At 56.2% G+C, this 23,839-nt stretch carries 21 protein-coding genes; 9 read left to right on the plus strand and 12 right to left on the minus strand.

Annotation, left to right across the window (positions count from 1 at the left end):
- Nucleotides 1-83 precede the first annotated feature (83 nt).
- The 5 genes from ABLU80_RS23110 to dapA form a co-directional block, all read right to left on the minus strand.
- Complete coding sequence (locus ABLU80_RS23110) at nt 84-2,084, minus strand: GNAT family N-acetyltransferase (RefSeq protein ID WP_348850497.1); 2,001 nt, start codon at nt 2,082-2,084, stop codon at nt 84-86.
- A gap of 9 nt (nt 2,085-2,093) precedes the next feature.
- On the minus strand, nt 2,094-2,969 hold the full coding sequence (locus ABLU80_RS23115) for a neutral zinc metallopeptidase (RefSeq protein WP_015365467.1): 876 nt from the start codon (nt 2,967-2,969) through the stop codon (nt 2,094-2,096).
- Nucleotides 2,970-3,090: 121 nt separating this feature from the next.
- Complete coding sequence (gene purC, locus ABLU80_RS23120) at nt 3,091-3,804, minus strand: phosphoribosylaminoimidazolesuccinocarboxamide synthase (RefSeq protein WP_015703148.1); 714 nt, start codon at nt 3,802-3,804, stop codon at nt 3,091-3,093.
- Nucleotides 3,805-3,946: 142 nt separating this feature from the next.
- A complete protein-coding gene (bamC, locus tag ABLU80_RS23125; protein ID WP_015365465.1) occupies nt 3,947-4,981 on the minus strand; it encodes an outer membrane protein assembly factor BamC in 1,035 nt (344 codons plus the stop codon).
- A gap of 16 nt (nt 4,982-4,997) precedes the next feature.
- Nucleotides 4,998-5,876: a 4-hydroxy-tetrahydrodipicolinate synthase gene (dapA, locus tag ABLU80_RS23130; RefSeq protein ID WP_015365464.1), complete on the minus strand. Its 879-nt coding sequence runs from the start codon at nt 5,874-5,876 to the stop codon at nt 4,998-5,000.
- 153 nt (nt 5,877-6,029) lie between these two features.
- On the opposite strand from dapA, the gene ABLU80_RS23135 reads away from it, so the two are divergent.
- Entirely contained in the window at nt 6,030-6,599 is a 570-nt protein-coding gene (locus ABLU80_RS23135; protein WP_015365463.1) for a glycine cleavage system transcriptional repressor, read from the plus strand.
- Between the two features lie 3 nt (nt 6,600-6,602).
- On the plus strand, nt 6,603-7,073 hold the full coding sequence (gene bcp, locus ABLU80_RS23140; protein ID WP_015365462.1) for a thioredoxin-dependent thiol peroxidase: 471 nt from the start codon (nt 6,603-6,605) through the stop codon (nt 7,071-7,073).
- A 62-nt stretch (nt 7,074-7,135) separates the two neighbouring features.
- Here the strand turns inward: bcp and ABLU80_RS23145 are convergent, their stop codons facing one another.
- Nucleotides 7,136-8,200: an AI-2E family transporter gene (locus ABLU80_RS23145; protein ID WP_015365461.1), complete on the minus strand. Its 1,065-nt coding sequence runs from the start codon at nt 8,198-8,200 to the stop codon at nt 7,136-7,138.
- Nucleotides 8,201-8,423: 223 nt separating this feature from the next.
- Between ABLU80_RS23145 and bepA the strand changes: the two genes are divergently transcribed.
- The 3 genes from bepA (at nt 8,424) to ABLU80_RS23160 (ending at nt 11,315) form a co-directional block, all read left to right on the plus strand.
- Nucleotides 8,424-9,887: a beta-barrel assembly-enhancing protease gene (bepA, locus tag ABLU80_RS23150; protein ID WP_015365460.1), complete on the plus strand. Its 1,464-nt coding sequence runs from the start codon at nt 8,424-8,426 to the stop codon at nt 9,885-9,887.
- Between the two features lie 9 nt (nt 9,888-9,896).
- Nucleotides 9,897-10,256 (plus strand): arsenate reductase (glutaredoxin), encoded by a 360-nt coding sequence (gene arsC / locus ABLU80_RS23155; RefSeq protein WP_015365459.1) that lies wholly within the window; start codon nt 9,897-9,899, stop codon nt 10,254-10,256.
- Nucleotides 10,257-10,391: 135 nt separating this feature from the next.
- Complete coding sequence (locus ABLU80_RS23160; protein ID WP_129242828.1) at nt 10,392-11,315, plus strand: Rpn family recombination-promoting nuclease/putative transposase; 924 nt, start codon at nt 10,392-10,394, stop codon at nt 11,313-11,315.
- Here the strand turns inward: ABLU80_RS23160 and ABLU80_RS23165 are convergent.
- The 4 genes from ABLU80_RS23165 to ABLU80_RS23180 all read right to left on the minus strand — a co-directional run bounded on the left by ABLU80_RS23165 (nt 11,312) and on the right by ABLU80_RS23180 (nt 15,748).
- Nucleotides 11,312-12,013: a DnaA inactivator Hda gene (locus ABLU80_RS23165; protein WP_026612247.1), complete on the minus strand. Its 702-nt coding sequence runs from the start codon at nt 12,011-12,013 to the stop codon at nt 11,312-11,314. The two genes, ABLU80_RS23160 and ABLU80_RS23165, sit on opposite strands and share 4 nt — an antisense overlap.
- A gap of 98 nt (nt 12,014-12,111) precedes the next feature.
- On the minus strand, nt 12,112-13,398 hold the full coding sequence (gene uraA, locus ABLU80_RS23170; RefSeq protein WP_015370403.1) for a uracil permease: 1,287 nt from the start codon (nt 13,396-13,398) through the stop codon (nt 12,112-12,114).
- Nucleotides 13,399-13,494: 96 nt separating this feature from the next.
- Complete coding sequence (gene upp / locus ABLU80_RS23175; RefSeq protein ID WP_015370402.1) at nt 13,495-14,121, minus strand: uracil phosphoribosyltransferase; 627 nt, start codon at nt 14,119-14,121, stop codon at nt 13,495-13,497.
- Between the two features lie 196 nt (nt 14,122-14,317).
- Nucleotides 14,318-15,748 (minus strand): 6-phospho-beta-glucosidase, encoded by a 1,431-nt coding sequence (locus tag ABLU80_RS23180; RefSeq protein ID WP_045379879.1) that lies wholly within the window; start codon nt 15,746-15,748, stop codon nt 14,318-14,320.
- A 249-nt stretch (nt 15,749-15,997) separates the two neighbouring features.
- Between ABLU80_RS23180 and purM the strand changes: the two genes are divergently transcribed.
- Nucleotides 15,998-17,035, plus strand: coding sequence for a phosphoribosylformylglycinamidine cyclo-ligase (gene purM, locus ABLU80_RS23185; RefSeq protein ID WP_045392672.1), 1,038 nt, complete (start codon nt 15,998-16,000; stop codon nt 17,033-17,035).
- Nucleotides 17,032-17,673 (plus strand): phosphoribosylglycinamide formyltransferase, encoded by a 642-nt coding sequence (gene purN, locus ABLU80_RS23190; protein WP_045410924.1) that lies wholly within the window; start codon nt 17,032-17,034, stop codon nt 17,671-17,673. The genes purM and purN overlap by 4 nt, the downstream gene beginning before the upstream one ends.
- Before the next feature lie 53 nt (nt 17,674-17,726).
- On the opposite strand, the gene ABLU80_RS23195 is transcribed toward purN, so the two are convergent.
- Nucleotides 17,727-19,067 (minus strand): glycosyl hydrolase family 28 protein, encoded by a 1,341-nt coding sequence (locus tag ABLU80_RS23195; RefSeq protein WP_047063690.1) that lies wholly within the window; start codon nt 19,065-19,067, stop codon nt 17,727-17,729.
- Nucleotides 19,068-19,488: 421 nt separating this feature from the next.
- On the opposite strand from ABLU80_RS23195, the gene ABLU80_RS23200 reads away from it, so the two are divergent.
- Nucleotides 19,489-20,940, plus strand: a complete 1,452-nt coding sequence (locus ABLU80_RS23200; protein WP_015703155.1) for an MFS transporter — start codon at nt 19,489-19,491, stop codon at nt 20,938-20,940.
- Nucleotides 20,915-22,012 carry a glycoside hydrolase family 88 protein gene (locus tag ABLU80_RS23205; protein WP_015370395.1) on the plus strand — a complete coding sequence of 366 codons (1,098 nt, stop codon included), beginning with the start codon at nt 20,915-20,917 and terminating at the stop codon, nt 22,010-22,012. The genes ABLU80_RS23200 and ABLU80_RS23205 overlap by 26 nt, the downstream gene beginning before the upstream one ends.
- A 5-nt stretch (nt 22,013-22,017) precedes the next feature.
- Here ABLU80_RS23205 and ABLU80_RS23210 read toward each other — a convergent pair whose 3' ends face one another.
- Entirely contained in the window at nt 22,018-23,676 is a 1,659-nt protein-coding gene (locus ABLU80_RS23210; RefSeq protein WP_047058465.1) for a hypothetical protein, read from the minus strand.
- Nucleotides 23,677-23,839: the final 163 nt, after the last annotated feature.

Here is a 23,839-nt window from a genome sequence, read left to right on the forward strand (position 1 = left end):
AGCAGGAATCTGGCTCCTGATTGATGCAAGGCAGTTTACGCCGCGCAGAGAATATGACCATGCCATTTAACTGAATGAGTTAGTTAAAAAAATTGCAGCTTCCTGACCCACTCGTCCAGCCGTTGCGCACGAGCGGGATCGAGGCCTGACAGCGCCGCCGCCGCCTCTTCCCGCAGTCGCCCCAACAGCGCCTTACGCCCGGATAAACCAAGGTCCGCGCACAGCGCTGCCTCATCGTGCTGCGCTAATCGCGCACGGAGCGCCACTAACGGCAGCGGCGTCGCCTGCAGAAGCCGGTTCAGACTCCCGGCCGCCGTCAACAGTGAACGATGCGCAAAGGCAAAACCGGCAATCTCCAGCCAGTCCTCCTCAGTAAGCATAGCTGTTTCCTCCGCCGTCACCGGAGCACGCTCATCACGCCACTGACTTAGCCAGCGTTCATCCCGCGCCAGCCGTTGATGTTCGCGCCAGGCCAGCTGCTGCCCCGCTGCACTGAGCGGATAAAGCGCCATCGCCGTATAGCAGCCGCTGCTCGCCTCGCGATGCGTCCCCATCCGCACCAGCAGAAAACCGCAGCGCTGCCAGAAGCGCCATAGTTCAGGGGTATAACCAAAGCTGACGGAGAGATAGTCACAGCCGTGCGTCTGCTTGACGGCATGGGCGATTAAACGCTGCCCCAGCCCTTCGCGCTGACGCGCTGGATGTACGGCAATACGGCTGACGCGCCTGCCGGTCAGCGTCGCCGCCAGTGGGCTGCCGCCATGCGCGGCCAATGACTGAGCCACAAGATTGCCGCGCGGGCGGCGATATCCGGCCCAGACGGCACGGCTAAGTTCAGGTTCAAGCCCTCCCTCCTCCACCAGCCACACCGCGCCAGCGACGCCATCCCCGCAGCGAGCCACGGTAAAGTGCTGGCCCGGCGCATCCATCATCCTGCGCAAATCCAGCGGCGACGTGCGGTAATGCGCGCCGGAAAGCAGTTGATAAGCCTCTGATGGGCGCGAGGGTTGTTCGCGCCAGGCACGTTGGCTTAACGTCTCCAGCTGCGGTTCCCCGTGCGGAGCCTGGAGAAACGCCTCATCGTTAAACAACAATAGCCGATCGATAACCGACTCCAGCGGGCAACCCGGCGCCCAGCGAATCGGCGACGACAGGTTATACCGCCGTAGCGTTGGGAAACTGGCGCAAAATTTCAATAAGAAGCCGCGACCGGTACCCTCATAGCCCTGAACAGTGGTCGTTAATAGCGTATGGGGAAAACGCGCCGTCAGCTGGCGTAGCGTCGGCGCGGGGATAGCGGCGGCCTCATCAACCACCAGCCAGTCGGCTTTCGTGTCGCTTGCCAGCAGGGCATCAGGCGCCATAAAGCGCATCTTCTGTCCCGCAAAAGCGGCGATGACCGCTGTCGCGTCGCGCGTCGGCGCGGTGACGATGGCGGAGCCGGTGAGCTGATGAATCAACATTCCCGCCAGCGCGGATTTACCGCGCCCGCGCCCGGCGGTGACGGCGGCAATTTCCGGGGGCGATGACAGTAGTGACGAAAGAATGGCTGCCTGTTCGGCCTGCGGGTAGCCATCGGCAGCGTGCCAGTACCTGCGCGGCGCGGCCTCCGGCAACCGTAAGCCGTCGCCCTGTCGCCACAGCGCGACCTCAGGATCCGCGCTAAAGAGTTGAAGACAACGATGGACAAAGTTAGGGGTGGCGATCGGTTCAGATGTATCGCTCCAGCGCAGCGAATCGCCATCCGCCTGCTCAGGCCAGCGGGCAAAATCCGGCGCCAGGAGCACTAACCAACTGCCGGCGCGGAGCGTACCGCCGAGGGCAGCAAAAGCCGCCACGTCAAAACCGTGACGAGCATCGAAGAAGGCATGCAGGAACTCGCGCCCGAGCAGCGTTTTCAGCGCGCCCGGCGCCACGCAGGGTTCCTGCCGCGGCAACGCGCCGACCCATAGACTATCGCCGCCCAGCCGCTCTCGCAGCTCAACGGCCTGCGCCAGACACCAATGTTCGTCGCCGCTGAGCACCAGCAGGCGACGAACGCCCTCGCGCGCCATCTGCGCGGTCAGGTCAAGCAGCGTTTCCATCGGCAAACGTTAGCGAAGCGCGCTGCCGAAGGTATTACACTGCGAAGGATCGCCGCTATCGAAACCGCGTTTGAACCACGTATAGCGCTGCTGGGAGGTCCCATGGGTGAAGCTGTCCGGCACCACGCGGCCCTGGCTCTGCTCCTGCAGACGATCGTCGCCGATGGCCTCAGCGGCATTGAGCGCCTCTTGCAGATCGCCGGTTTCCATCACATCCTGTTTTTGCATGTTATTGCCCCAGACGCCCGCAAAGCAGTCTGCCTGCAGCTCCATTTTCACCGACAGGCGATTCACTTCAGTCTGCGAAGCCTGCTGCTGCATCTGACGGACCTTAGGTTCGATGCCGAGCAGCTTCTGCACATGGTGGCCGACTTCGTGCGCAATCACGTAGCCCTGCGCAAAGTCGCCGTCAGCGCCGAGTTTGTTTTTCATCTCGTCATAGAATGACAGGTCGATATAGACCGTGCTGTCCGCCGGGCAGTAGAACGGCCCCATCACCGATTGACCGGTGCCGCAGCCGGTACGGGTCGCGCCGCGATACATCACCAGCTTCGGCTGTACGTATTGCCGCCCCATCTTTTCAAAAATAGGCCCCCAGGTATCTTCGGTAGTGGCCAGAATAACGGAGGTGAACTTCGCCGCTTCATCATCCTTCGGGCTGATCGAACGCTGGGTTGAAGTCTGCTGCTGCGGCATCGGTTCGCCGGTCAGCATGCCGGTTAAATCCACGCCATAGTAACCCGCCACCAGAACGATAATTAGCAGGACGATGCCGCCTTTACCGCTTGGAATACGGAAACCGCCACCGCCGCCGCCCAGCGGCGAACCTGAATCACTACGTCTGTCTTCCACATTGTCGCTTTCACGACGCCCTTGCCAGCGCATAAGCACCTCTATTCCATCATGTTACGAATATGAGAGATCGTAGGCGGTTCAGCGGAGGATTACCACAGGAAACAACGAATAAGAGTGCCGGAAGAGACGATTTCTTCCGGCGCGGAGGGGATTAGTCGAGCTTGACGCCCAGACGGTGGGCCACTTCTTCGTAAGCTTCGATCAGGCCGCCGAGGCTCTGGCGGAAGCGATCTTTGTCCATTTTATCGAGGGTGTTTTTATCCCACAGACGGCTACCGTCCGGAGAGAATTCATCGCCAAGCACCACTTCGCCTTTGAACAGACCGAACTCCAGCTTGAAGTCGACCAGAATCAGACCAGCATCATCAAACAGTTTGCTGAGTACGTCATTCGCTTTGTAGCTGAGCTCCTTCATGCGCGCCAGGTTTTCTTTATTCACCCAGCCGAACGTCTCACAGTAGGATTCGTTGACCATCGGGTCGTGCATGGCGTCGTTTTTCAGGAACAGGTCGAACAACGGCGGAGTCAGCTCGATACCTTCTTCAATACCCAGGCGTTTCACCAGTGAACCCGCCGCGCGGTTACGAATCACGCATTCAACCGGCACCATATCCAGCTTTTTCACCAGGCATTCAGTATCAGAAAGCAGCGCTTCCATTTGGGTCGGGATACCGGCTTCTTCCAGCTTGCTCATAATGAAATGGTTGAATTTGTTATTCACCATACCTTTACGATCGAACTGTTCGATGCGGGCGCCATCCCCTGCTGACGTATCGTTACGGAATTCAAGTACCAGCAGATCCGGGTTTTCGGTGCTGTATACCGTTTTCGCTTTGCCACGATACAACTCAGCTTGCTTTTTCATCTTTCACCACTCCAGTGATATTAAGCCAAAAAATTACCTTTCCGCCCGTAGGCAAAATCAGGCAAATTACCTGACTTTGCGGCTACGCACACGTTTGCGTCACTATACATTAAAAAGGGCCGGATTGCTCCAGCCCTTTTTATTACTTGTTAAATGCGGCCTGGAATACGGCTACCAGGGCGTCATTTTGCGACTGCGTCAGGGTGTGGCCTTTCGGGTCGATAAACTGCAGACTACTGCGATTATCGAGATCGCCGACCTGCAGTTTATAGTCGCCAGAGGCCAACTGCGGGTCACTGGCGCCCAGATCCTGCCAGCTGCTGTCAGACAGCGGCTTGTAAGTTACCGCCATGCTGCCCTGAGAGCGAGTGCTGTCGGTTACCTTCATGCCCACTTTTTCAAGCGCGGCCGGCAGTTTCTGCCACACCATGTTGAACGGCGCGCGTACCACCAGCATCGGCAAGCCGGTGTCATCCGCCGCGCTCTGCACGTCGAAGGTCGCGCCAGCGCTTCGCTGCGCCGCGTTCTGCGCATTAGTGGCGTTGGAATCAAGACCGGAAGAGATAACGTTCAGCATTGAGGTGCTGTAGCGCTGCAGAGAAGCCGGGTCAGACACGGGCTTGCCCGCCTGCTCCAGGTTCACCAGCTTCACCACCACCGCCTGCTGATAGCCCTGCGGCTTAACGGAGATTTGATAACGGCCACGGTACTGCTGGTCTTCATCAAGGCGGTTCCACTCTACCCAATCGGTATTCAGCGTCTGGCCTGCATCGTCACGCTTGGTGATGGTGTAGTTTTTCGCCTGTACGATGCTAACCACCTGCGCCCATAAAGAACCGCTGCGGCTGTTTTCCACCATCAGGGTGGAGGTGTCGCCGTTAAACTGGGTACGCGCGCCGCTGACCAGGGCTAAAGGCTGAGCTGGCGGACGAATATCCAGCGCCTTGCCTACCGCACCGGTGCTGGCGGCAACCGGAATGTTGTAGTCGCCAGTCTGCAGCGGCAGGATCATCCCCGCCGGGGCGTGAAGTTCACTGAGCGGCGTGGCATCTAAATAAGCCTCGTCGCCGCTAACCTGACGCTTATAGCGCGAGTCAGAACTACAGGCCGCGAGGAGTAAAACCAGCGAAACACCCGCAACCTTCGCCAGGCGCGACTTCTGTACTGAGTAAGCCATCAAATCTCCCTAAACTCTACAGCAAACCGGCATGCTTCAGCGCTGCGGTAACCGCTTTCGTACCCGCTTCGGTAATCGGCGTCATCGGCAGGCGCAGCGTGTCGGTCGCTACAAGTCCCAACGCCTTACAAGCCCATTTGACTGGGATCGGGTTGGGTTCGACAAATAATTTTGTATGCAGCGGCATCAGACGCTGGTTAATCGCGCGAGCTTCCGCGAATTGACCCGCCATCGCCAGTCGGCACATGTCCGCCATTTCACGCGCAGCAACGTTCGCCGTGACGGAAATGACGCCGACGCCGCCGAGCTGGATAAAGTCCATGCCGGTTGCGTCATCGCCGCTCAGCAGAATAAAGTCATCTGAAACCAGCTCTTTGATCTGGTGAACGCGACTTAAGTTCCCTGTTGCTTCCTTAATACCGACAATATTTTTAATTTCCGCCAGGCGGCCAACGGTTTCCGGCAGCATATCGCAACCGGTACGGGACGGCACATTATACAGAATTTGCGGCAGGTCAGTATGTTCAGCGATAGCTTTAAAGTGTTGGAACAGGCCTTCCTGGGTCGGACGGTTATAATAAGGAGTGACCGTCAGGCAGCCGACAACGCCGCTATCGTTGAAACGTTTGGTCAGGCTAATCGCCTCTGCGGTTGCATTTGCACCGGTACCTGCAATGACCGGGATGCGGCCATCGGCCAGCTCAAGGGTCATCATCACGACGTCGCCATGCTCTTCATGGCTCAACGTTGCGGATTCGCCGGTAGTCCCTACCGAAACAATCGCCGAGGTTCCGTTGGCGACATGGTAATCAATCAGTTTTTTCAGGCTTGACCGGCAGACATTACCGTTATCATCCATCGGCGTGACAAGCGCTACAATACTTCCCGTGAACATGGGCCATCCTCAGAGCAGAAGTGGGACAAGATTCTCAATGTTACGTTTGGTGCTGCAATAAAAGCAAGAGACCCAACGCCATCTGGGATGTTGTACGCCGGTTTTTTTTATGCTTTCCTAATGTTACCTCACCTTTTTAAAGGAAGAACAGGTTTGACAGCCTCATTACAACACTATCTGGTGATTACCGCTCTGGGCGCAGACCGCCCCGGCATCGTAAACACAATCACTCGCCACGTCAGCAGCTGCGGCTGCAATATTGAAGACAGCCGCTTGGCCATGCTCGGCGACGAGTTCACGTTTATAATGCTGCTTTCCGGCTCGTGGAACGCGATTAACCTGATCGAATCAACGCTGCCGTTAAAAGGAGCCGAGCTGGATTTGCTGATCGTAATGAAGCGCACCTCCGCCCGCCCACCGCAGGCGATGCCGAATACGGTTTGGATCCAGGTAGAGGTGCCGGACTCGCCGCATATCATTGAGCGCTTTACCGCGCTGTGCGACACGTGGAATATGAATATCGCCGAACTGGTCTCCCGTACTCAACCGGGAGAAGATAAAGACGCCGCTCAGCTATTTATTCAAATCACCGCACACAGTCCTGCCTCGCAAAACACGACAAATATCGAGCAAGCGTTCAAAGCACTATGTACAGAACTGAGCGCACAAGGCAGTATTAACATCGTTAATTATTCACAGCATGATGAACAGGATGGAGTTTAACCAATGACCCCACTGAAAGCCGGTGATATCGCACCGAAATTTAGCTTACCGGACCAGGACGGCGAGGAAGTAAATTTAACCGACTTCCAGGGACAGCGTGTTCTGGTTTATTTTTACCCGAAAGCCATGACCCCAGGCTGCACCGTACAAGCGTGCGGTTTACGCGATAATATGGACGACCTGAAAAAAGCGGGCGTCGAAGTACTGGGTATCAGCACTGATAAACCAGAAAAACTGTCTCGTTTTGCCGAAAAAGAGCTGCTGAACTTTACGCTGCTGTCTGATGAAGATCATCAGGTCTGCGAACAGTTCGGCGTCTGGGGCGAAAAATCATTTATGGGGAAAACCTACGACGGCATTCACCGTATTAGCTTCCTCATTGATGCTGACGGCAAGATTGAACATGTGTTTGATAACTTCAAAACCAGCAATCACCACGATGTCGTGCTGAACTGGCTGAAAGAAAACGCATAACGTCTAAATGAAAACGCCGGGGATAATAAATCGCCCGGCGTTTTTTTGCGTCAATCAGCGCGTCACTCGTCTTCAATAACCATTCCATCAGGCCAGGCGTGAACCACCGCCTTGATTAATGTCGCCAGCGGAATCGCGAAGAATACCCCCCAGAAACCCCACAGCCCGCCGAAAATCACTACCGACAGAATAATCACCAGCGGATGTAAATTCACCGCCTCCGAGAAGAGAACCGGCACCAGCAGGTTGCCATCCAGCCCCTGAATTATCAGGTATACGGCAAACAGGCTCCAGAACTCAGTACCCGCGCCGAACTGGAACAACGCCACGCCGACCACAGGAATGGTGACCACAAAAGCGCCGATATACGGAATCAGCACCGAGAATCCCACCAGCACCGCCAGCAGCAGCGAGTAGTTGAGACCGAAGAGAATGAAGCCTATCCAGGTGGCGACGCCGACGACAATCATCTCCAGCACCTTGCCGCGGATATAGTTGGTAATCTGCTGGTTCATCTCTTTCCACACCTGCCCCGCCAGGCCGCGATTACGCGGTAATACCCGGCGTACGGCATTGAGCATCTGCTGTTTATCTTTCAGCAGGAAGAAAACCATCAGCGGAACCAGGACCAGATAAACCGCCAGCGTCAGCAGGCCGACCAGCGAGGCGAGCGAATACTTCACTACCGAATCGCCAACGGTCAGCATGCGGCTGCGCATATTTTCGGCCATTGCATCAATGATGCCGGCATCCATCAATGCCGGATAGCGCCGCGGCAGCGTGGCGGCGAAATCGGAAAGCTTATTAAGCATGCCAGGCATATCGCGGATGAGATAAATGCCCTGTTGCCAGGCCACCGGCATCACCACAAAGGCCATCAGCAGCAAGATACCGACAAATAGCACCAGCACCAGCGAGGTAGCCCAGGTTCGCGACAGGCCGATACGCTCCAGGCGAACGGTCGGCCACTCCAGCAGATAGGCCAACACGATGGCGACCAGAAGCGGCGCCAGCAGCCCGCTGAAAAAGAACATAATGCCGAAGCCGGCCAGCAGAATAACCAGCAGCGCTATCGCTTCCGGGTCGCTGAAACGACGACGATACCACTGCATTAACATCTCAAGCATAAACCCTTCCCTGAAGCGCAAATCGCCACAATCCTGGGAATTGTATCTAAGTGTCACAAAAAAGACTTCGCTTTTTATTGGCTATGACACAAACCTGCACAACTGTGCGAATATCATATTTTCAACGCCATCAACGACAGCTAAACTCGCTGAATCTGCGGCATGGGAACATTGGGCCGCACAACCGGTCAAACTGGCACACCCACATTACAGGACAGAGGTTATGTTCAGGCAGTTAAAGAAAACGCTGGTGGCCGCCGCCGTCGCGTCGTTGACGCTGGGGACGATATTACCTGCCGCCGCTGACTCGGCGGATACGCTGCCGGATATGGGCACCTCGGCAGGAAGCACCCTTTCCATCGGTCAGGAAATGCAGATGGGGGATTACTACGTACGCCAGCTACGCGGTAGCGCGCCGCTGATAAACGACCCGCTGTTGGTGCAATACATTAACGGGCTGGGCATGCGCCTGGTCGCTCACGCTAATTCCGTCCGTACGCCGTTCCACTTTTATCTGATTAATAACGATCAGATTAACGCCTTTGCCTTCTTCGGCGGCAACGTGGTGCTGCACTCGGCGCTGTTCCGCTATGCGGATAACGAAAGCCAGCTTGCCTCGGTAATGGCGCACGAAATCTCCCACGTCACCCAGCGCCATCTGGCGCGTGCGATGGAAGATCAAAAACGTAGCGCGCCGCTAACCTGGGTTGGCGCGCTGGGCTCTATTCTGCTGGCGATGGCCAGCCCGCAGGCGGGGATGGCGGCATTAACCGGCACCCTGGCTGGCACCCAACAGGGGATGATTAGCTTCACCCGTCAGAACGAAGAAGAAGCCGACCGCATCGGTATTCAGGTACTGCAGCGCTCCGGTTTCGATCCGCAGGCGATGCCGGCGTTTATGGGTAAATTACTCGACGAATCCCGCTATTCCAGCCGCCCGCCGGAAATGCTGCTCACTCACCCACTGCCGGAAAGCCGTCTGGCCGACGCCCGTAACCGCGCCAATCAGATGCGCCCGGTGGTAGTCCAGTCGTCGGCGGATTTCTATCTCGCCAAGGCCCGTACCCTCGGTATGTACAACTCCGGTGAAAATAAGCTCGGCAGCGATCTGCTTGACGCCTGGTCAAAAGGGAACATCCGCGAACAGCACGCCGCGCAGTATGGCCGCGCGCTACTGGCTATGGAGAGCAATAACTACGATCAGGCGCGCAAAGCGCTCCAGCCGCTGCTCAGCGCCGACCCACAAAATCCCTGGTATCTGGATCTCGCCACCGATATCGATCTTGGGCAGAAAAAGACCACTGACGCAATTAACCGCCTGAAAAACGCCAAAGAGATCCGCACCGATCCGGTCCTGCAGCTGAACCTGGCCAATGCCTACGTACAGGGCGGGCAGCCGGCGGAAGCCGCGACCATTCTCAACCGCTACACCTTTAACAATAAAGATGACGGCAACGGTTGGGACCTGTTGGCACAGGCGGAAGGCGCATTGGGTCATCGCGATCAGGAGCTGGCGGCGCGAGCCGAAGGCATGGCGCTGGCCGGTAGGCTTGACCAGGCCATCTCGCTGCTGAGCAGCGCCAGTTCGCAAGTAAAATTGGGCAGTTTGCAGCAGGCGCGCTACGACGCTCGCATCGACCAGCTGCGCCAGCTGCAGGAAAGATTCCGCCCCTATCAGAAAATGTAAGGAGACCACATGTCTGACGCGGTAAAAATTTACCACAACCCTCGCTGCTCGAAGAGCCGTGACACGCTCAGCCTGCTGAAAGCTAACGGCATCGACCCTGAAGTGGTGCTGTATCTGGAGACGCCGCCGGATGCCGCGACGCTGCGCCAGCTATTGAAAATGCTGAATATGAGCAGCGCCCGTGAACTGATGCGCCAGAAAGAAGATCTGTATAAGTCGCTCAATCTCGCCGACCCACAGCTCAGCGAAGAGGCGTTGATTCAGGCCATGGTCGAGAACCCGAAGCTCATCGAACGGCCCATCGTGGTCAGCCACGGCCAGGCGCGTATCGGCCGCCCGCCGGAACAGGTACTGGAAATCGTCAGCTAACCCCTACGCGCCGCCGGTCTTGCCCGCGGCGCGATTTTTTTCGTGCCCGCTTCCAGAAAATACAGGCCAACTCCCCCTGCCCGCACAGTGGTGCTACTGTCTGTCCGTCACCTGAATCCACTGGACGGATTGCCAATGAAAAAAGCTATTTCCACGCCGCATGACGCAGTATTTAAAACCTACCTTTCCCATTCGGATACCGCGCGTGATTTTCTCCGGTTGTATCTTCCTGAAGCGCTAAAGGAGATCTGCGATCTGCGCACGCTACATTTAGAATCAGGTAATTTTATCGAAGAAGATCTCAGACCTTACTATTCCGATATTCTCTACTCGCTGCAAACCACTGCGGGCGACGGCTATATTTACGCGCTAATCGAACATCAAAGTAGCCCCGACCGACATATGGCCTTTCGCCTGATGCGCTACGCCGTCGCCGTCATGCAGCGCCACCTTGATGCCGGACACGAAAAACTTCCGCTGGTGATCCCGGTGCTTTTCTATCACGGTCTGGTGACGCCCTATCCGTTTTCAATGCGCTGGCTGGATGAGTTTGCCGCGCCGGAGCTGGCGACCACGCTCTACCACGGCGAATTTCCACTGGCGGATATCACCGTCATACCGGATGATGAAATCGCCACTCATCAACGTATGGCAACGCTGGAATTACTGCAAAAACATATTCGACAACGCGATCTGGCGCAGTTACTCGACAAGCTGAGCGAATTATTATTGACTGGATTAGCCACGCAAACACAGGTGCAGGCGCTAATGCACTACCTGGTGCTCGCGGGAAATAGCCGCGAACCGATAAAGTTTATTCGTGAGTTGGCGCGCCAGACGCCGCAACATAAGGAGACGCTGATGACTATTGCAGAATATCTCGAGCAGCAAGGGCTGGAGCGCGGTTTGCTTCAGGGACGGCAAGAGGGCCGGCAAGAAGGCCGGAAAGAAGAAGCACTGCGTATCGCCGCCGCGATGTTACGTAGCGGTCTCGCCCCCGCGCTGGTGGCGCAGCTAACCGGGCTGGCAGAGCAGGAGCTGGCGTCGCTTTCGGCTTAAAGCTTCAGGATCTCTTTAACGAATGGGATCGTCAGTTTTCGTTGGGCGGTAATCGATGCGTGATCGAGCTGATCGAGCGTCATAAACAGCGAGCGCATTTCTCTATCCAGCCGCTTGAGCAGGAATCGGCAGACATCTTCCGGCATCTCGAAACCGCGCAGTCTGGCGCGCAACTGCAGCGCCTGCAGCTTATCTTCATCCGACAGCGGCTGCAGCTTATAGATTTGCCCCCAGTCAAGGCGCGAGGCGAGATCCGGCAAGCCGAGATGCAGCTGCCGCGGCGGGCAATCGCCGGTGATCAGCAGGCGGGTTTTACCTGATTCGAGAATACGGTTATAGAGATTAAAGATAGCCATCTCCCAGGGCTCGTCCCCTGCCACGCACTCGATGTTATCGATGCATACCAGCGCCAGTTGCTCCATGCCGTCCAGCACTTCCGGCACGAACCACGTGCGCTTATCCAACGGCACGTAGCCGACGGCATCGCCACGCTGGGATAGCTCAGCGCAGGCGGCATGCAAAAGGTGGCTACGCCCCGCGCCTTCACGAGACCAGATATAGATGTATCCGCTGTGTTCCTGCCGCAACACGTTCTGCAGAGCGGCAAGTAGGGAAGGATTATCACCCGGCCAGAAACTCGCGAACGTTTCGTCGTCAGGAAGATACAGTGGCAAAGAGAGCTGTGCCGGAGCGTTCAGATGGACCTCAACATAGGCTTACAGAAAAACGCGAAGAGTTTAACACAGTTTTAGGTCCGGAGAGAACCGGGCAGGATCGCTGCCCGGTATCAGGATCGTTATTTCGCTTCTTCGCTATCCGCGGCGTCCAGCACCACTTCTTCCGGACGCAGAACGCTGATCAGTTTAAAGATCAGGCTCAGACAGATACCGACGATCGTCGCCAGCGCCATGCCTTTCAGCTCCGCCGCGCCAATATGCACCTTCGCGCCGCTCACGCCGATAATCAGAATAACTGAGGTCAGAATCAGGTTCTGCGCTTTGCTGTAATCGACTTTTGATTCGATCAGCACGCGGATACCGGATGCGCCGATCACCCCGTACAGCAGCAGAGAAACGCCGCCCATCACCGGTACCGGGATAATCTGAATCGCCGCCGCCAGCTTGCCGACGCAGGAGAGCAGAATCGCAATAATCGCCGCGCCGCCAATAACCCAGGTACTGTATACGCGGGTAATCGCCATCACGCCGATATTTTCACCGTAGGTGGTGTTTGGCGTTGAGCCAAAGAAACCGGAGACAATCGTCGACAGCCCGTTGGCGAACATCGAGCGGTGCAGACCCGGATCGCGGATCAGATCGCGTTTAACGATATTGGCGGTCACCACCAGGTGCCCCACGTGCTCGGCGATCACCACCAGCGCGGCAGGCAAAATGGTGAAAATGGCAAACCACTCAAAGCGCGGGGTGTAGAAGGTCGGCAGTGCAAACCAGTGCGCTTCGGCGATAGGCGTCGTATCGACCACTCCCATCACGAAGGAGAGCGCATAGCCCACCAGCACGCCGATAAGAATCGGGATAATCGCCAGGAAGCCGCGGAACAGTACGGAACCAAAAACCGTCACCGCCAGCGTCACCATCGAAATAATAATGGTTTTGCTATCGGGCGATTGGCCATCAGCCGGCAGCAGCCCGGCCATGTTCGCCGCCACGCCCGCCAGTTCCAGGCCGATAACCGCCACGATGGCGCCCATCGCCGCCGGCGGGAACATCACATCCAGCCAGCCGGTACCGGCTTTTTTGACAATAAAGGAGACGATGCAGAACAGGACGCCGCACATAATGAAACCGCCGAGCGCCACTTCATAACCCAGCGGCAACAGCAGCAGCACCGGGGAGATAAAGGCGAAGCTCGACCCCAGATAGGCCGGAATTTTGCCTTTACAGATAAAGAGGTACAACAGCGTACCGATGCCGTTAAACAGCAGTACGGTAGCCGGGTTAATGTGGAACAGGATAGGCACCAGAACCGTTGCGCCAAACATGGCGAACAGATGTTGCAAACTAAGCGGGATTGTCTGTAAAAGCGGCGGTCTTTCACTCACCCCGATTGCACGGCGCGTCATAATGTTATCCTCTGAGAGTCGTTTGTTATTTGTTGTGGGCGTGATTTATTCAAAAAAAAGCCGACTCTCAAAGTCGGCTTTTTATCACTTCATCATTTATTTGGTACCGAAAATCTTATCGCCGGCATCGCCGAGGCCCGGAATAATGTATCCGTGCTCGTTGAGGCCCTGGTCGACGGAGGCGGTGTACAGCTCGACGTCAGGATGCGCTTTCTCCAGCGCGGCAATGCCTTCCGGCGCCGCCACCAGCACCAGCACCTTAATGCTCGAACAGCCCGCTTTTTTCAGCAGGTCGATAGTTGCGATCATCGAACCGCCAGTTGCCAGCATCGGGTCAACCACCAGCGCCATACGCTCGTCAATGTTAGAAACCAGCTTCTGGAAGTAAGGAACCGGCTCCAGCGTTTCTTCATCACGGTAGATACCAACCACGCTGATACGCGCGCTCGGCACGTGCTCCAGCACGCCTTCCATCATCCCCAGACCGGCACGCAGGATAGGCACTACGGTAATTTTCTTACCTTTGATCTGCTCAACTTCGACCGGACCGTTCCAGCCTTCGATAGTGACACGCTCGGTAGCGAGATCGGCGGTTGCTTCGTAGGTCAGTAAGCTACCAACCTCTGAGGCGAGTTCACGGAAGCGTTTAGTACTGATGTCATGCTCACGCATCAGGCCCAGCTTGTGTTTGACGAGTGGATGTTTCACTTCCACGATCTTCATTCTCTTTCTCCTCTGAGGGGCAGCCACAAAAAAAATCGCGGGATTATACCGCTTTTTGCGGATTGCGCCATACCCATCTTGCTTGACGTATATCAAACAAAGTGATTTATGGATTGTTACACATTATAAAACAAACAAAAAAAGCCGGAGGTTCCCCTTCGGCTTTTATCTTTGACAAGGCTATGCTTGTTGGCGATTACAGATTTTCGCCGTTACTGGCAATAACCTGCTGATACCAGGCAAAGGATTTTTTACGGCTGCGGGCCAACGTGCCGCGACCGTCGTTATCTTTATCGACAAAGATAAATCCATAGCGTTTTTTCATCTCGCCGGTACCGGCGGAGACCAGATCGATACAGCCCCACGGGGTATACCCCATCAGATCGACGCCATCCTCCACTACCGCTTTTTTCATTTCGGCAATATGGGCACTGAGATACTCGATACGATACTGGTCATCCACGCTGCCGTCAGCTTCACGCACGTCAATGGCGCCAAAGCCATTCTCAACGATAAACAGCGGCAACTGATAGTGATCCCAGAACCAGTTGAGCGAGTAGCGCAGACCAACCGGGTCAATCTGCCAGCCCCAATCCGATTTCTTGACGTACGGGTTGGAGACCAGGCTGGTGCTTTCGTCGTAATCCAGGTGCGGATTATCGTCAGTTGCTTTGGTGGCGAAGGACATGTAGTAGCTAAAACCAATATAGTCGACGCAACCCTCTTTTAACGCCAGGCGATCGGCGTCGGTGATATCCAGCGTAAAACCGCGGCGCGCGAAGTAGTTGAGCAAATGCTGCGGATAGCGGCCACGCACGTGCACATCGGTAAACCAGTAACGACGATGCATAGCGTTCATCGCCATCATGATGTCGTCCGGCGCGCAGGTGAGCGGATAGATTGGACACATCGCGATCATACAGCCAATCTGCAGGTCCGAATTAATCTCACGTGCCGCCTTTACCGCCAGCGCGCTGGCCACCAGTTCATAATGGGCGGCCTGAAACATCACCGGCTCACGGTCTTCTCCGGGCTGATACTTCAGGCCGGAGTTGGTAAAGGGGGCGAAATCTTCATGGAAGTTGGCCTGGTTGTTGATCTCGTTAAAGGTCATCCAGTACTTCACTTTGTGCTGATAGCGGGTAAACACCACCTTCGCGAAGCGGACAAAGAAATCAATCAGCTTACGGTTGCGCCAGCCGCCGTATTCAGTCACCAGGTGGTAAGGCATTTCAAAATGGGAGAGCGTGATCACCGGTTCGATGCCATATTTCAGGCACTCGTCGAATAGATCGTCATAGAATTGCAGGCCCGCTTCATTGGGCTCCAGCTCATCGCCCAGCGGAAAAATGCGCGTCCAGGCAATTGAAGTACGGAAACACTTAAATCCCAGTTCGGCAAACAGCGCTACGTCTTCTTTATAACGATGATAAAAATCAATTGCCTCATGGTTGGGATAGTTATGACCAGGCAGTACGCCGTCGGTGATCGTTCGCGGCACCCCATGGGCGCCTGCGGTCATCACGTCAGCGACGCTAATCCCCTTCCCTCCTTCTTGCCAGCCGCCCTCAAGCTGATGCGCCGCTACCGCGCCGCCCCACAAAAAACCTTCTTTGAATCCGGACATATACTCTCCCTATAGACGATCGTTATGCGCTTTTCACCAAACAGAAACCGGTTTCATTGGCATAATGATCATTCATTAAAGGCGAGGCAAGCAGAAGACTGTACCCGGTTTCATTTTCGTGAACAGTATCAAATTTGCTCATCTGTTAGCCGTTTTAAATCGAGTGTAAAGCAGGCTCGCAAACGTTTGCTTTCCCTGTTAGAATTGCGCCGATTTTTCTTGCTACCGCAAACGCGTGGAGACTTCGCAGTGACCGATAAAACCTCTCTCAGCTATAAAGATGCCGGCGTGGATATTGATGCAGGCAACGCTCTCGTCGACCGTATTAAGGGCGTGGTGAAGAAAACCCGTCGCCCGGAAGTGATGGGCGGACTGGGCGGATTCGGCGCGCTGTGCGCTCTGCCGCAGAAATACCGCGAACCGGTACTGGTCTCCGGCACCGACGGCGTCGGCACCAAGCTGCGTCTGGCGATGGACCTTAAACGTCACGACACCATCGGTATCGATCTGGTCGCCATGTGCGTCAATGACCTCGTAGTTCAGGGCGCCGAGCCGCTGTTTTTCCTCGACTACTACGCGACCGGTAAACTGGACGTAGACACCGCGGCAAGCGTGATCAACGGCATCGCCGAAGGCTGCTTACAGTCCGGCTGCGCGCTGGTTGGCGGCGAAACGGCAGAGATGCCGGGTATGTACCATGGTGAAGATTATGACGTGGCCGGTTTCTGCGTCGGCGTGGTAGAAAAATCAGAAATCATCGACGGCAGCAAAGTGGCTGACGGCGACGTCCTGGTCGCGCTTGCCTCCAGCGGCCCGCACTCTAACGGCTACTCGCTGGTACGTAAGATTATCGAAGTCAGCGGCGTTGACCCGCAGACCACCGACCTCAACGGCAAACCGCTGGCCGACCACCTGCTGGCGCCGACCCGCATCTATGTCAAATCGATTCTGAATCTGATTGCCAACGTCGACGTTCACGCCATCGCCCACCTGACCGGCGGCGGCTTCTGGGAAAATATCCCGCGCGTACTGCCGGACAACACCCAGGCGGTAATCGACGAGTCCTCCTGGCAGTGGCCGGAAGTCTTCAACTGGCTGCAAACCGCCGGTAATGTCAGCAGCCACGAAATGTACCGCACCTTTAACTGCGGCGTCGGCATGCTGGTCGCGCTGCCGGCAGCCGAGGCGGATAAAGCCATCGCCCTGCTGAACGAGCAGGGTGAAAACGCCTGGAAAATCGGTTATATCAAGGCATCCGATGCCGAACAACGCGTGGTCATTGAATGAAAAACATTGTGGTGCTGATTTCCGGTAACGGCAGTAATTTACAGGCGATTATTGATGCCTGCGCCCGGAAGCAAATCAACGGCACCCTGCGTGCGGTATTCAGCAATAAGGCCGAAGCATTCGGCCTTGAGCGCGCCCGCGAGGCCGGTATTCCGGCCTTTGCGCTCTCGCCGAAAGCGTTTGATAGCCGCGAAGCCTTCGACCGCGAGCTGATGCAGAAAATCGACGCCTTCCAACCGGATTTGGTGGTGCTGGCAGGCTATATGCGCATCCTTAGCCCAGCGTTTGTTGACCACTATCAGGGGCGCTTGCTGAATATCCATCCTTCTCTGCTGCCGAAATATCCAGGGCTGCATACTCATCGCCAGGCGCTGGAAAACGGTGATGAGGAACATGGCACCTCGGTGCATTTCGTCACCGACGAACTCGACGGCGGACCGGTGATCTTACAGGCTCGGGTGCCGGTATTTCCGGAAGACAGCGAAGATGACGTTACCGCCCGCGTTCAGGCGCAGGAGCACGATATCTACCCGCTGGTGGTGAGCTGGTTTGTTGATGGCCGCCTGCGTATGGAAGCTAACTCTGCGTGGCTGGATAATCGCAAGCTGCCGCCGCAGGGCTATGCCGCCGAAGAATAAGTTCGACCTGCCCCGGAGCAATCGCCGGGGCACCTTCCTCTCTTATTTCCTCGCTAATTATCGCCGTTTTCCAGACATAGCGCGTTAGGGTTCCAGGCTGTCGGTAACGGTATCGGGCGCTGATAATCAAACTCGCGCAGTGTCAGACCCGCTACGCCGTTGGCGTACAGTACCGGCAAACCGCCGGGATAAGGCTCGACCCCCCAAACGCGGCCGCTTTGCGGATTCAAACACCAGGCGTTATCAATCCCCATCCCGGTCGGCGACATCGGATTGCACGGCGGGCGGATATCATAAAGCCCCTGCTCCGCTGCCAGGTTCAGCTTCTGGGTGAGCTGCACGCCGTCAAACAGAATGCGCCGGATCTGACCTGGCGTTTCACTATGCAGGTTTATCGCACCTTCGCACTCGCCAACCAGCCCGCGGAACTGGATCTGTGAGATTTCGCCGGGTTCAATCGCCGGATCGCGACGGCGCGCGGAAAGGAAAACAGGGTCCGCCTCGCCCCAATGACAGGCCGGCGCGCTCACGCAATCAAAAGCAATGCTGCTAAAAATCATCCGCCGTAGCCGCCCGCCGTCGCGGGATATCAGGCCAATGCCGCGATTGGAGTCAAAGATAGTGCAGTTACTCACCAGCACATCTTCAATATCCTGCCAGGTTTCAGTACCGATTTTAAAGGCGCAGCTTTTCGAGCGCAGCGTGCAGTTAACGATGGTTACCTGACGCAACGGTCGCTGGATACGCTCAGGTTTATCGGTGGTCTTCAGACAGATGGCATCATCCGCCGCGCTGAAATAGCTATTGGCGATATGTACCTGCTGGCAGCTATCGATATCCAGCGCATCGGTATTAGCCATCGTCAAATCGTTGTCGACGGTGACGCCGTCAACCACCACGCCCATGCAGGAGACCAGATGAATTGTCCACATCGGGGCATGTCGTACGGTGATGTTTTCCAGCCGGACGCGACGGCAATTTTCCAGCAAAATGATCCGCGGACGCGCCGTGGCTGGCGTGCGGTAACCCATGGCATCAACTTGACGGGAAAACCAGCCGTCAGCACTGCCGTAAATCTCGCCGCCTCCGCAGATAGTAATATTCTGTGCATCCACAGCATACAGAAAGGCCCGATCTGAAGATTCCGCCCGGCTCAGCGCCGTCGCCTGAGCAAAGTCATCATAGTTTTCGCTAACGATAAGCTCGGCGCCCGGCGACAGCCACAAACAGGTGTTCGAGCCTATCCGTAAACCGCCGAGCGCGTACCTGCCACAATCAACCACCAACCGGCCGCCGCCCGCCTGCGCCAGTTCGTCCAGCGCCTGTTGAAAGAGTTCAGTATCAGGCGTCACGCCATCCGCATGGGGATGACGGTGCGAAAGATAAATGTTCATAGCATGTCCTGGAAATCAACGTGGGGACTATCTCACCATCTCTCTCACCCTCAGCGTAGGGTCGAAATCGCTACCGCGGAAATATCTGCGTACTCTTTCACATTCGCCGTCAGGATCTGGGGCAAAACGTGAGATTACGCGCAAAATTTGCCTGCGGAAAAAATGAAAACAGGGCCGTTATCACAGTAAACGCCCTCTTAAACCGCTGCATATGTGAGCAGCGTCACGGGATTTATTTCATTTTGTCGCCTTTTGGCATGCTGCTCGCAGAACGGTACGAAAAACCGACTGTCGGGATTTTCGCCTCCTTCCCCCTCTTTTACTGTGCAACCTCGCTTTCCTTCATATAAGAGATATTCCAATGACGAGGACAGTCTCCCCACAACGAGAAGTCAAAACCCGCAACATCCTCTGCTGGGGGATGGGCGATATTTTCGGCAGCGGCGCGATGACCATCACCGGCCTGTGGCTGCTCTACTTTTATATTGAAGTCGCCGGGCTCTCGCCCGCCGCTGCGGCCTCTATTTTCGCCATCGCCAAGATTTGGGACGGCATCACGGACCCGGTGATGGGCTACATTACCGACAACATTCGCACCCGTTGGGGGCGGCGACGGATCTTCTTTATTCTCGGCGCGCCGTTATCGCTCTGTTTCGCCCTGATGTGGATAAGTGGTTTTGGCTACGCCTGGTACCTTGGTACCTATCTACTATTCAGCACCGTCTTCACCCTGCTGATGGTGCCTTACGATACGCTGCCTGCAGAGATGACCACCCGCTATGATTTGCGCTCGAAAATGTCCGGCGCGCGAATGCTATTCGCTCAGGCGACAGCCTTTCTCGCGGCGCTGATCCCCGGGCAAATCATGGCCCACGTCGCCGATAAATCGCAGGCGTTTCTCTATATCGGCATTATCTTCGCCCTGCTTTTTGCCTTGCCGTGGATCTTCGTCTGGCGCGGTACCTGGGAACGTGAGCATCTCCCACCACCGCAGACGCAGCAAGGTTTAGGCAAAACACTACGTTCGCTGTATCGCGAAATGGCCTCTACCTTCCGTCTGCGGACCTTCCGTATTCATATCATGATGTATGTCGGCGGCGCGGTGGCGCTGGATATTTTCGGCTCGCTGTTTATGCACTACATGACCTACGTGCTACGTGTCGGCACCTCGCTGGCTTCGCAGGCCATGAGTCTGATGACGCTGTTTCAGTTTTTCGCGATCCCTTTATTTACCTGGCTTTGCATCCGCGTCGGCAACGGCAACGCCTATAAGGTCGCCATCGCGCTGATCCTCTGCGCGCTACTGTGGTTCAGCCAATTGACCGCTTCTTTCAGCCATCTTTCCTGGCTGCTACTCGGCGGCGCAATCGTGATGGGCATCGCCCGCGGCGGCACCTATCTTATCCCATGGAATGTCTACAATTTTCTGCCCGATATCGATGAAGCTTACACCGGCGTGCGGCGTGAAGGGATCTACGCGGGGGTGATGATGCTGACGCGTAAATTCTCCCAGGCGCTGGCGCTGTTTATCGTCGGCCTGGCGCTGGAAGCCTTTGGATTCACCAAAGGCGCCGAAACGCAGAATACCGCCGCGCTGAATGGTATCTGGTGGGTATTCCTCGTTGGCCCCGGCCTGCTGGCCTTATTGGCAATGTATGGCGCGTTTCGTTTTCGCTTGAGCCAGCCGCGACATCAAATCCTGATTAGCGAACTGGAGCGTCTGCGCGCCGGTGGTCATCCACAGGATGCCAGCCCGCAGACCCGCGAAACTATCGAGCTACTGACCGGCCATCCTCATCGCAACGATCGCTGGCAACACGCCGCCGTTTCTTCTCAAGGAAATCACTATGTCGCAGAAAAACAACCGTCCTGAATTACAATCACTCATCGAAGCGCTAATCGGCAACTTAACCGCGATTACCGATGATAGCGGCGAGTATTTGCAGCGGCTGGCAGATGGCCGGGTGGTTGACACCAAAGGTTGGGACGGTTGGGAGTGGACGCATGGCATCGCCCTGTTTGGCCTGTTTCGCTACCAGCAGCTGACAGGATCGCTTCGGGCTCGTGAACTTATCGACGGCTGGTTTAGCGCCCGTTTCGCCGAGGGTACGCCGGAGAAAAACATCAACACCGCTTGTCCGTTTTTAACCCTGGCGCTGTGCTATCAACAGACGCCGCGCAGCGACTGGCGCGCCTATCTGGAAAGCTGGGGAGATGCTATATATCGCCAGATGCCGCGTACCGAAGAGGGCTGCCTGCAACACGTCACCTATGAGAATCCCCATCATCAACAAATTTGGGACGATACGCTCATGATGGCGGTACTGCCGCTGGCGATGCTCGGCAAGATGTTTGATAAACCGCGCTGGGTAGAAGAGGCGAAATTTCAGTTTTTGCAGCACCTGCACTATTTAAGCGACCACCAAAGCGGCCTGTGGTTTCACGGCTGGCATTTCGACGGCAGACACCATTTCGCCGGCGCGCTGTGGGCCCGCGGCAATAGCTGGATAACGCTGGCGATACCGGAACTGCTGGAGATGCTTGAGCTCGACGAACATGACGCCTTTTACCGCCAGTTGCAAAATACTCTGCAGATTCAGGTCAGCGCCCTTGCCCGCTGCCAGGCCGAAAACGGCCTATGGCCGACGCTGCTTAACGACCCGGATAGTTATCTGGAAGCCTCTGCGACGGCGGGCTTTGCCGCGGGTATTTTCAAGGCGGTGCGCCTCGGCTACCTCGACGATGCGTTTCTGCCGGTCGCCGGGAAAGCCTGCCGGGGCATTATCGAACATATCTCGCCGCAAGGAGAGTTAACGCAGGTGTCGTTTGGCACGGCGATGGGCAACGACCTCGACCACTATCGTAACATCCCCCTGACCGCCATGCCCTACGGCCAGGCAATGGCGATACTGTGCCTGGTTGAAGCGCTACGCCGCACGCTTTAATACGGCTATCTGAGCGCCGTCAGTTCGGTGCTCAGGCTATCCGCCAGATTACGTGCTCGTACAGGATCGAACATCACGTAAAACGCCGGTGAGGCCTCGCCTGTCTGCTGACAAAGCGTTTCCATTTCCGATGCGCAGCGATATAACGCCTGCACGTTAATATGGCAAATCTCCCGCATGCTCCAGCTGTTTTCCACCTCTCGGGCGAAGTGCAGAGTAAAGAAGGCCTTTTGCGCGTGGGTAAACGTCTGACAATAGAGCGCCAATCCCTGCCACTCCTCACGCCACCGAAGCGCCAGCGCGGTGGGAAAATCCGCAGTGAGAGCGAACGCTTGCGCTGCTTTCCCCAGCAGCTGCGCGCTGGCTGCGACCTCATCTTTTTCTTGCGCGATTTGCGTGAGATTAGCCATCGACTTCTGCGGGTCGTCGCGGGTGAAGTGGATATCCTGCGCCGAACCGGGTAACCAGTGACTGCGCGCCAGTTGTCCGTAAAGGCCCCACACCGCCTGGCCGTAGCTTTCAGGCAATTGGCTATGGCGATGGAAAACATGGTCTCGCACATATATTGACTGATAGAGCGTCTGCGTCGCCTGTTCAAGCAGCGACTGGAACTGCTGCGCGACTTCGGCTGGCGGACACCACCCGTAACGCTGCGCCAGCCATTGCACCAGTAACTGCTGTTGATTTTTCGCCGCCCCTTCGCCCAGCAACTGACTACAGGCGAAGAGATTACATTCGCTTAACGTCGCAGGGATCCAGTGATTATCGATACTTTCCCAACTGGTTTTACAGATAGCGCCGGTAATGCGCGGGTTGCGACTCTGACACCACAACAGTCGCCCCTGCAGCTCATCAATACGTAAAAACGGCATGACTCCCCATCCCACTTCTTCGCCGGCAAGATCGATATCGATCCATACATCTCGCGTCTGCACCGCCAACAGCGCCGGATTGTTAGGGAAAGCAGGCCAGAAACGTTCCGGCGTAAGTTTTATCGATACCGAAACCGCAGGCGGCAACGGTTCAATCGCGTCCAGCACGGCACTGAGATCGTCATTGCTGGCAGGGAAGACACGCAGTACCAGATGCTTATTTTGCGCGGCTACCGCCTGACTCAGGGCGTTAAAACAGCGGCGGTAGAGCATCAAGCTTTGCGCTGGCTGGCGGGGATCGTCGTGTTGTCTGTCCCACTGCGGGCGAGAGATCGGTAATAATCCATCGGTACTGGAGAGCGCGATAATCAAACCGGTGAGCGCCGGTACGCTTTGACACACGGCGCGGATTTTGTCGGTTAACCAGCGGCTCCAGAAATCGACATCAAAACGCACCCCGCGCGGGGTATCCAGCAGTTCCGGATGCGCTAATAACAGTTCGGTCGGGAAGCTAAGTTCTTTCGCCTGCAGATAACATCGCAACCCCTGCTCACGGCAGCGTAACGCCAGCCGGTTGAGATAGATACAGCGCGCTCGTTGTTGGCTCGACAACCGGTCGTTGTAGTCAAAAGGCGTATACCCCTGCGGCGAAACCAGCTTGCCAAATAACTCGGCCTGTCCCACCACCACGGTATTAAAATCATGCTCAATTGCGTATTCAATCAACCGACAGGCCGACGGCCAGTGCCAGATGTCCTGATTATTGAGCTCCAGCGCCCGCGTTTCCCACATTGTTTCGCCCTCCATTTTGCCCCTGACTGAACATAACGTAAACAAACAAACGCGTCCGCTTTTTCCCGGCATCTGATTGCAAGAAAACTGTCATATTGCTTTGACATAGTTGGACATTCAATGGCAAAGCTCGCCATAATGAAAAAGCGACGTCAATGATCCG

The sequence above is a fragment of the Klebsiella sp. CN_Kp104 genome (genome assembly GCF_040064515.1).
Classification (GTDB): domain Bacteria; phylum Pseudomonadota; class Gammaproteobacteria; order Enterobacterales; family Enterobacteriaceae; genus Klebsiella; species Klebsiella aerogenes.